At 67.9% G+C, this 8,858-nt stretch carries 10 protein-coding genes; 5 read left to right on the top strand and 5 right to left on the bottom strand.

What is annotated here, in order from left to right:
* Both VGL40_05650 and VGL40_05645 read left to right on the top strand, forming a co-directional pair.
* On the top strand, positions 1-414 hold a 414-nt coding region (locus tag VGL40_05650; GenBank protein HEY3314754.1), incomplete at its 5' end, for a class I SAM-dependent methyltransferase.
* A complete protein-coding gene (locus tag VGL40_05645) occupies positions 383-1,564 on the top strand; it encodes a threonine synthase (protein HEY3314753.1) in 1,182 nt (393 codons plus the stop codon). The genes VGL40_05650 and VGL40_05645, both read left to right, overlap by 32 nt.
* Positions 1,565-1,582: 18 nt before the next feature.
* On the opposite strand, the gene VGL40_05640 is transcribed toward VGL40_05645, so the two are convergent.
* From VGL40_05640 to VGL40_05625, 4 genes are read right to left on the bottom strand one after another with little or no spacing between them, the layout of a single operon-like run.
* Entirely contained in the window at positions 1,583-2,281 is a 699-nt protein-coding gene (locus tag VGL40_05640) for a hypothetical protein (GenBank protein HEY3314752.1), read from the bottom strand.
* Between the two features lie 33 nt (positions 2,282-2,314).
* The gene (locus tag VGL40_05635; protein HEY3314751.1) at positions 2,315-3,139 is read right to left on the bottom strand and encodes a hypothetical protein; all 825 of its coding nucleotides are present in this window, start codon (positions 3,137-3,139) and stop codon (positions 2,315-2,317) included.
* Positions 3,140-3,156: 17 nt separating this feature from the next.
* Positions 3,157-3,771, bottom strand: a complete 615-nt coding sequence (locus VGL40_05630; GenBank protein ID HEY3314750.1) for a hypothetical protein — start codon at positions 3,769-3,771, stop codon at positions 3,157-3,159.
* A 16-nt stretch (positions 3,772-3,787) separates the two neighbouring features.
* Positions 3,788-4,573, bottom strand: a complete 786-nt coding sequence (locus tag VGL40_05625; GenBank protein HEY3314749.1) for a DUF6754 domain-containing protein — start codon at positions 4,571-4,573, stop codon at positions 3,788-3,790.
* Positions 4,574-4,729: 156 nt separating this feature from the next.
* Here VGL40_05625 and VGL40_05620 point away from each other — a divergent pair, with 156 nt between their 5' ends.
* Positions 4,730-5,944: an MFS transporter gene (locus VGL40_05620; protein HEY3314748.1), complete on the top strand. Its 1,215-nt coding sequence runs from the start codon at positions 4,730-4,732 to the stop codon at positions 5,942-5,944.
* A gap of 108 nt (positions 5,945-6,052) precedes the next feature.
* Here the strand turns inward: VGL40_05620 and VGL40_05615 are convergent, their stop codons facing one another.
* Complete coding sequence (locus tag VGL40_05615; protein HEY3314747.1) at positions 6,053-7,132, bottom strand: M23 family metallopeptidase; 1,080 nt, start codon at positions 7,130-7,132, stop codon at positions 6,053-6,055.
* Between the two features lie 229 nt (positions 7,133-7,361).
* Here VGL40_05615 and VGL40_05610 point away from each other — a divergent pair, with 229 nt between their 5' ends.
* Together VGL40_05610 and VGL40_05605 are read left to right on the top strand one after the other, a co-directional pair.
* Positions 7,362-8,063 (top strand): response regulator transcription factor, encoded by a 702-nt coding sequence (locus VGL40_05610; GenBank protein HEY3314746.1) that lies wholly within the window; start codon positions 7,362-7,364, stop codon positions 8,061-8,063.
* Positions 8,057-8,858, top strand: an 802-nt coding sequence (locus VGL40_05605; protein ID HEY3314745.1) for a HAMP domain-containing protein, incomplete at its 3' end; no start/stop codon positions are given. The genes VGL40_05610 and VGL40_05605, both read left to right, overlap by 7 nt.

Here is an 8,858-nt window from a genome sequence, read left to right as displayed (position 1 = left end):
AACGTAGAGGAGCTGCCTTTCACCGACGAGAGCTTCGACACAGTCATCGGCACCTGCGTCTTTTGCACCGTCCCGGACCCTTCGAAGGGCCTGTCCGAGGCCAGGCGGGTCTGCCGCTCGGACGGCCGGATCCTCCTGATCGAGCACATGCTCAGCCAACGCCCCCTGGAAGCGGCCCCGCTGAGACTGCTAGACCCCCTGCTTTACCTGGCCATCGGTGACCACCCGGCCCGCCGGACCGGGCTTTACTTCGCCCCGGCCGGGCTCACCATCACCGGGGTCCGGGACCTCTGGCGCGGCCTCGTCTGGGCGATTGAAGCCGTGCCCGGGGAGGTCCGGCCGACCCGGCCGTGGCCTTACTGGACGACTCCGGAGGTGGACGATGGGGACCCCGATCTCCCTTTTCTGCACTGAATGTGGACGGGCCCTCGACGCCGGGACGAAGGCTTGGCGATGTGCCTGCGGCGGTTCCCTGGGCCTGGTCCCACCCCCGTCCGAGGCCGTCCGGAGGACATTCAACGGCCTGCGGTTGCCGCCTGAGCCAGAGGCCCGGCCCCGGCCTCAGGTCTGGCCCCGGGGGTTCTGGCGCTACGGGGAGCTCCTGCCGATCGCCGATCTCAAGGGCGCGCGGGCCTACGACGAAGGGCTGACTCCCCTGGTCCCGGCCTGGACCGATCGACCGGCGCCGCCCCCCTGGCTCAAACTGGACTATCTCCTCCCCACGGGGTCCTACAAGGACCGGGGGAGCGCGGTGATGATCAACCGTCTCCGGGAGCTCGGGGTGGCCGCCCTCATCGAGGATTCGTCGGGCAACGCCGGGGCCTCGGTGGCCACCTACGCCGCCCGCAACTCCCTCGGTTGCACGATCTTCGCCCCGGCCGGTGCCTCTCGCGGCAAGCTGGCCCAGATCGCCCAGACCGGGGCCAGGTTGGTGACCGTCGGGGGGGCGCGCGAAAGGGCCGCCGAAGCGGCCCTGAAGGCCGCCGGGACGGCCTACTACGCTGGTCACAACGTCAACCCGTATTTCCTGGCCGGGGTCAAGACCTGGGCCTACGAGGTTTTCGAGCAGTGCGGCGGGGTGGCCCCCGATGACTGCGTCTTCCCGGTCGGTGGCGGCAGCCTGCTGGTCGGGGCCGACCTTGGTTTTCGCGACCTTTTGGGGGCCGCCCTCATTGACCGTCTGCCGCGGCTCTGGGCCGTCCAGGCCGAGCCGTGCGCCCCCGTGGTCAAGGCCTTCGAACTCGGGCTTGACGCCCCCGAGCCGGTCGAGAAAGGCCCGACCGTGGCTGAAGGCATTGCCCTGGCCCGACCGCCGCGGGGGGTGGACGTCCTGGCCGCCATCCGCCGGACCGGAGGCGGGGCGATCGCCGTCCCTGACGAGGACATCCTCCCGGCCGCCGAACGCATAGCCAGTCTGGGCTTCTTCGTCGAGCCGACGAGTGCCGCGGCCTGGCTCGGCTATGAGCGGCTGGTCGCGGCCGGTCGGTTGGTCGCCGGGGCGACCATCGTCGTCGCCCTGACCGGCTCCGGTCTGAAGTACACCGATTGGCCCGTCGAGCACTGACCGGGCGCGGCCCTTACCTCATTTGAGCCACCCGAGCCAGGTTCCGAGGATGAACTGGATCCGCCCGATGAGTAGCGACATCCGGCCCTGGACGGCCGTCCCAAAGGCGGCCCCCAGGGCCAGCATGATGGTCCACCGCCCGATCGATGAAGACCACCGCATCAGGCGGCCCTTTCTCTCCACGGTGAAGAAGAAGTACATCAGGGTGCCGACCACCCCGACGAAGAAGAGGACTTGATTGACGGTCGCCCCAAGCCAGAAGTGGCCCGCTCGCGGGCCGCCCGGGTAGGTCTGGTAGAAGTGGACGAAGGTATCGCGCAGTTGGACGAAGAGGGGTTGGGGGGACCAGGCCAGGACGTAGCCCGCCCCGTAGCCGACCCAGATCGACATCGGGATCCGGCTGAGCCAGCCCAGCCCGGGGAGGTAGCGGGTGTAGATGAGCAGGCCGACGGCGAACGGGATGAGCAGGAGGTAGTGCCCGCCCTCGGCGATCTCGTTGCGGAAGAAGGGCTTGAGGAAGCTGTCGAACACCATGACCACGCCGTTGGCCGTCGCCAGGGCGACGAAGACATACTCGGCCAAGCGGAAGACGGGGTTCTCCTTCCAGACATAGCTAAAGATGGCCAGGGTGCAGATGGCCGCCACCCAGACCTGGGGGCGGGTCATGGCCACCGGGACCAGGTGGCTGGTCAGGGTCTCGACGGCGTCCGTAAGCAATCCCCCCGGGGCGGCCCAAAGCGGGCCGCTTGTTCATGTCGGCCGCCGACCCGGGCCGCCGCCCTGTCGACCGCCCAAGAAGTAAGCCAGGTTACCCAGGACGATGAGTCCGACGATCAGGGCGTGCGAGGTTGATTGGGCATCCATCGCCGAAGTCGCCTTGCCGGCCACGCCCAGCATCCCCTCGTACTCGGCCGCCCCGCGGAGGCCGTTGAGGATGGCCTTGTACTGACCGGAGCGGTAGAAGGGCAGCTGGACGTTGAAATTCACGGCGCAGGAGCCGAGGGCCAAGGGGATGCCCGTCGGCTCGGTGACGTAGTTCCGGTAGGCCATCGCCGACCCGCCCGAGTTGAAGTCGACGATCAGGGCCACGCTCGACCGGTCCAGGCGGCGGAGGCCGTTCATCATCGGCAGGTCGGAAAGCCGCTTCCCGTCAATGTCTACGCCGCCCATGGTCTTCCAGAGGTCGGCGGTCATTCCGCGGAGGACGATCCCGCCGCCCGGCTTGAAACCGAGGTTGACGAAGTCGATCCCGTAGGTCTTGCCGAACTGCCAGGCGATGGGGTGGAGGCTGTCCCGGGCGATCAGGACACCCTGGTCGGACAGGCCGTGGATGACGACCTTGAGGTCGCGGCGCATGGCGTGGGTGAAGACCGCCTCGGCCTGCGGCAGAAGCTCCGGAATGGACCCGGCGTCGAAGTCCATGGCCAGATAGATCAGGGAACCCTGGGGCAGCTTCTCGACGAGGTCGAAGAGGTCCTGAGATTCGGTGGTCGGGGTCACCGGTAGACCCAGCGGGTGGACCAGCGGGACGATGATCGCCAGGACCAGGAGCAGATAGATCCAACGGTGCGTCACTCCCGGCCACCGCCCCTTCAGGCCTGCAGGTGGGCCCGTTCGATGCCGAGGAAGATGCGGAAGGCCGTCGCCAGCCCGCCCAGCCCGGCCCCGATCTGGATGCCCCGGAAGCCGGCCGTCTGGGCCACCCGCATCAGCCAAGCCCGCCAGGCCGGGAGGGCCGGGGAGATGACGTCGCCCAGGGGCACGCTGCCGATCATGACCACGGCCGCGGCCACCATCATCAGGGCCGCGTCGACGCTCCGGACCCGGAAGGCGCGGAACGAGGCCGAGGCGATGTAGAAGGCGAGGAGCGAGTACATCGTCGAGTCCAAGGGGACCAGGACGGCGCTGTAAACCCAGCGGAAGGTGGCTCCGGAGTTGCCCTGGACGAAGCCGACGGCCATGTAGCCATACATGACCACCAGCAGCACCAGGTCGAAGGCCCAGGTCTCGCGGCGCCGCGAAAGCCGGCCCAGGTGCAGCCGGGTCAGGTTGAAGACGCCGACGAAGACCGAGGCGGCGTAGGTCAGCATCAGCCAGTGATCGGTGGTCCTGGTCAGGTCGAGGGCCGCGCCGACGGCGAAGTAGCGGGAGAAGACCACGACCAGGACGGCCGCCGCGGTCAGGGTCGAGAGGGCTTCGCGGGCCACCAAGGCGCACCCCCCGTCATCGGCTGAGCAGTCCCCAGAACCAGTTGTGCGGCCACCCGTTCTCGACCAGGGTGCCCAGGATGACCAGGCCAAGGAGGAAGATCTTGGCCAGGTCCTGGCCGACCACCGACCCGGTCAGGACCGGGTCCCGGGATAGATAGGCGCTGGCCGCGTAGATCTCCTCACCGAGGAGGCAGAAGTCGCAGGCGGCCATGAAGAAGGGCAGTTGGGAGGTGTTGGCCGTCCCGGCGATCTGGACGGCCCCGACGGCGTGGCCAGCCTCGGCGAAGATCAGCGACTCGGCCAGGAAAGTGCCGATCATGATGTTGGCCGCCGGCCGCTCCCGCTGGAAGATGCCGAGGACGGCCGAGGCGTACCCGAACTGCCACGGCGACAGGAAGCGGACGTCCTCCGGCCGGTAGGCGTCGGGACGGCCGCTCTCCGCGTAGGCCTGCCTGATGACCTCCTCGTTGATCGCCATCACCAGGTAGTTGTTGTTGGTCTGGAGGAGGCGCGTCTCGTAGCGGGCGCAGAGCCTGGCGACGTGCCCGAGCATGCCCCAGAAGGCGAAGGTGGAGGCGTCGTCGATGTCCCCCAGGCCATACGTCATGTGCACCGGGCGCCCCATCTCGGTGGCCCGTCCGACGGCTTCCTCGACGGCTTCGAGGCCGGGGATCTTCCGGATCTTGGCCACCCGTCGCCCGGCCCTCGTCCGCCGGATCATGACGTAGACGATGGCCCCGAAGACGCCGACCAGGAGGAACTGGGCGGCCAGTCCCGGGACGAAGATGCCTCCGGTCATCGGCCTGCGCACCCCCCAATCCAAGGCAAAGCGGCGCTCGACCCCGGCACTGTCTTGTCTTATGCCACGGACCTGGGATGTAGAACGCACCGGGATTGGCTGGAAGACCGGCCGGGCGCCCGGGCCTGGGCCCGCGAATCGTGCTATAATCATCGCATGCGGCCTTTCGATCAGAGCTTCATCGATGAACCAGTCACTCGCCAAAACGCCCGGGCCAGCCTCTTCGACGGTATGTGGTACGCGGTGATGATGGGCCTGGCTTTCCCGTTCTATGGCGTCTTCGCCATCAAGCTCGGGGGCAACGACTACATCGTCGGTCTGGTCACCTCACTCCCTGCTCTGGTGACGATGCTGGCCTTCCTCCCGGGCGCGGCTTACGCCAACCGCTACGTCCGCCTGGTCGACCCGCTGCTCATCTCGGCCTTCATCAACCGCGTCTCTTTCCTGCTTTTCGCGATCATCCCGTTCCTCCCGTTGACGGGGATGACCAAGGCCTGGTTGTTCGTCATCCTACTGGCTGTGGCCAGCTTCCCGGGAACGGTGGCCAACGTGTCCTGGACGGCCCTGATGGGCAGGCTCTTCCCGGGCCCGCTCCGGGCGTCGGTCTTCAGCCAGCGGAACATGATGGGCGCTCTGGTGACCCTGGTCTGCACCCTCGCCGCCGGGGTCTGGCTTGACGCCGTCGCCTTCCCGTACAACTACGTCGCCGTCTTTGTCCTGTCGTTCGCCACCCTGATGGCCTCGATGTACTACCTCGGACGGCTCCACGAGGAGCCGGCGAGGTCGGCCGAGGAGCAGCCGTGCCGTCCGCGGGGTTCGGGGGGACTTTGGAGGGAGCCGAGGTTCGTCGGCTTCACGGTCGCCTCCTTCGTCTTCCATTTCGGCTGGAACCTGCCGGCGGCCGTCCTCACCGTCTACTTCGTCCGGATCCTCGGCCTGCCACAATCGTGGATCGGCCTCTTCTCGACCATCGCCGGCCTCACCTCGGTCCTCACCTATCGGCTCTGGGGAAGGGTCTCCGACCGGCGTGGGAACCGCTTCGGCCTGGTCGCTTCGACACTGGGGTTTGCCCTGGTCATCTTCCTCTACATCTTCTCACCCTCGCCGTACTACATCTCCGCCCTCATGCTGCTGGGCGGGGTCGCCACCGCCGGCTTCAACCTGATCCTCTTCAACGGGCTGCTCGACGTCTGCCCGCCCGAGAGTCGGGCCACTCCGGTGGCCGTCTTCAACACGGTCATCGGCGTGGCCAACTTCATCGCCCCGACCGTCGGCATCGTCCTCCTCGACCGGGTCGGTCTGATCCCCGTGTTCGTTACCGCCGCGGCCGTCCGGGTCATCGGGGCGCTGATCTACTGGCGGCGAGCGTAGTGGGCTCAGGCCGCGAACCAGCGGGCTCAAGGCCCCGGACAGGATCGGTAAAGAAAAGGCCCCCCTCCGCTAGTCATTGGCGGAGCGGGGCCTTCTTGGTTCCAGGGCTCAAGGCTCGGGCAACGGTCCGGGCGGCTGGCCGCCGACGAAGAGCCACGGGTTCACCGCCGTCAGGCCGACGGTCATCGTCCAGTGCAGGTGGGCCGCCGTCGAGAAGCCGGTCGACCCGACCAGGCCGATCTCCTGGCCCTTGGCGACCCGGTCGCCCTTGGCCACCAGGAGCTTGGAGAGGTGGTTGTAGGAGGAGTAGTAGTTCAGACCGTGGTCGATGATCACCGTCGTCCCGCTGATGATCAGCGGCCCGGCGTGGACGACCACGCCCGCGTTGGTCGCCTGGACGGGCTGCCCCAGCTTGGCCTCGAGGTCGACGCCCGAGTGGCGACCCGTTTCCATCCCGTTGACGAAGCGGATCTGGCCGAACTCGGTCGAAATCTCGCCCTTGACCGGCTGGATGAAAGGGCCGTCCCAGAGAGCCTGGGGGATGGGGGAAGCCTTGGCCGCGTTGACCTTGTCGCGGTCGTCGGCCCAGGCCTTGTCATTCGAGACCAGGGCGGCGTTCTGGCCGGTGACGGTCATCCGCTGGACCTCGAACTTCTTCGCGCGGACGGTGAAGGGGATGGACTCCTTGGCCTCCACCCCCCGGCTGTCGACGATCTGGAGGTCGACCGAGTACTGACCGGGGTCCCGGGCGCTGCCGATGGCGACTGAAGAATAGTAGGCGACGGGGGCGCCCGGAGCGACAGCCGCGCCGCCGGAGCCGCCACCCATGCCGCCGCCCGCCGCGGCGACCGGGAAGACGGCCGGTTTTAACCCGAAGACGCCAAGCGAGACGGTGGTCAAGGTCCGGCCTGGCCGCACCTTGACCCGGATGGCGAGGAAGTCGCCCTGGTCGACGGCAGCCGACGGGGTGATACTGGCCGTGTACGATGGGAGGGCGGCCGCGGCCGCCGCGGCGGCGGCCCTGGCCGCTTCTTCGCGGGCCCGGGCGGCCCGGACGGCTTGGACCGTGCCCACCGCCGCCACCAGCGCCAGGGCGATGACGACAAAGCCCCAGAGCAGGGACCGCGTTCGGGGCCGCCTCGTCCCCGCGGACTTGCTGCCTCGCTTCTTCCTGTCGCGCCGGCTCATTTGATCACCCCGCAATCTCTCCCCGTCTTTCGCCCTCGGGCCGGGTATCCCTGCCGGCCGGGACATCCGGCGCCATGGTAAGGGATGGCAACCAGCCAGGAATCCGCCCGCCCGACCGAGAAGGAATCAACCGTCCACGCGGCGCCCGCGGCGTCCGGCCGTCTAACCGCGGCGCCCGGTTCGACCGATAACATGGGCAGGCTATGTTTGGCCAGAGGGGGTCCGAAGCTTGGCTGGGGATAAGCCGCGCATCCTGGTCGTGGACGACGAACCGAACATCCGCGAACTCATCCGCCTCTACCTCGAGAAAGAGGGCTTCACCGTGGTGGAGAGCGAGGATGGGCAGGCCGCCCTGGACAACCTGCGGCAGGAACCGCCCGACCTGGCCATCCTCGACCTGATGTTGCCCAAGCTCGATGGACGCGAGGTCTGCCGGGAAGTGCGCAAGAGCAGCTCCCTACCGATCATCATGCTGACGGCCAGGGACGAAGAGGTCGACCGGGTCCTCGGCCTCGAGATGGGGGCCGACGATTACCTGACCAAGCCGTTCAGTCCCCGGGAGCTGGTGGCCCGGGTCCGGGCCGTCCTTCGGCGGGCCAACCCGGAGCGCCGGCAGCCGTCGGAGGCCCTGACCTTCCCGCACTTCTCGGTCAATCACGAGAGCCGGGAGCTGAAGGTGGAGGGAGCGGTGACGCCCTGTCCGGCCAAGGAGTTCGACCTCCTCTGGCTCTTCGTCAACCATCCCCACCGGGTCTTCACTCGGGAACAGCTACTCCAGCAGGTCTGGGAATATGACTACTTCGGCGACCTTCGGACGGTCGACGTCCACGTCCGCAGGCTGCGCGAGAAGATCGAGCCCAAGCCGGAGGAGCCCCGCTACATCAAGACCGTCTGGGGCGTCGGTTACAAGTTCGAGGCGGCGCCATGCTGAATTCACTCCGTGCCCGGCTGACCCTGTCCTTCGTGATCATCGTCCTTCTGACCCTGGTCGTCGGGGCTTCGTCCCTCTTCGGCCTGCTGCTCAGGTACAACCAGGCCGAGGTCTCCCGGCAGATGGCGGCCACGACCCAGGTCATCAGCCGAGTGGCCACGGCCAAGCTGGCCGGCCGGACGGTCGAGCCGACCATGGAGTCCCGTTTCCAGGCCCAGTTGGACACAGCCGCCGACCGCCTGGGCGGCGAGATTTACATCGTCAATCCGCAGGGACGGGTCCTCGCCAAGGGTGGTCAGGGAGGCCTCTCGGTCGGACAGAGCCTTCCGTCAAGTCTCGTCGGCCGCGCCCTCGCCGCCAATCAGTCGCGTGAATGGACGATCCGAGAGCCTTTCGCCGAGCGATCGCTCCTTCTCGCCACCCCGGTCCGCGAGGCCGGCAAGAGCCTCGGCCTTTTGGTCGCCAGGCGTCCGGTCGCCCTCCCTCGGACGCAGGCCCTGAGCGTCCTCCGGGACCTGGCTTCAGCCGGTCTGATCACCCTGGTCCTCGGGCTGGTCATCGCTTTCGCCCTGACCGCCCGAATCGTCCGGCCGATTCGCCAGATGACCACCGCCGCCGAGGCCATCGCCCGCGGCGAATACGGTCACAAACTCGGGGTCAAGGGCGACGACGAAGTGGCTCAGTTGGCCGAGGCCTTTGACGCCATGTCGAGCGAACTGGCCGGGACCATCGGCCGGCTGTCGACCGAGAAAACCAAGCTGGAGACGGTCCTGTCGAACATGGCCGAACCCCTGA

The organism is Bacillota bacterium (assembly GCA_036504675.1).
Taxonomy (GTDB): Bacteria; Bacillota; Sulfobacillia; order JAJYWN01; family JAJZPE01; genus DASXUT01.
The sequence above is the reverse complement of the archived record's forward strand: the minus strand, read 5'-3'. Positions and strand labels throughout refer to the sequence as shown.

What these genes read in the sequence shown, in the direction of transcription:
- VGL40_05645 (HEY3314753.1), top strand. Translation starts at nt 383, where the DNA reads ATGGGGACCCCGATCTCCCTTTTCTGCACTGAATGTGGACGGGCCCTC.
- VGL40_05625 (HEY3314749.1), bottom strand. Translation starts at nt 4,573, where the DNA reads ATGACCGGAGGCATCTTCGTCCCGGGACTGGCCGCCCAGTTCCTCCTG.
- VGL40_05620 (HEY3314748.1), top strand. Translation starts at nt 4,730, where the DNA reads ATGCGGCCTTTCGATCAGAGCTTCATCGATGAACCAGTCACTCGCCAA.
- VGL40_05615 (HEY3314747.1), bottom strand. Translation starts at nt 7,132, where the DNA reads ATGAGCCGGCGCGACAGGAAGAAGCGAGGCAGCAAGTCCGCGGGGACG.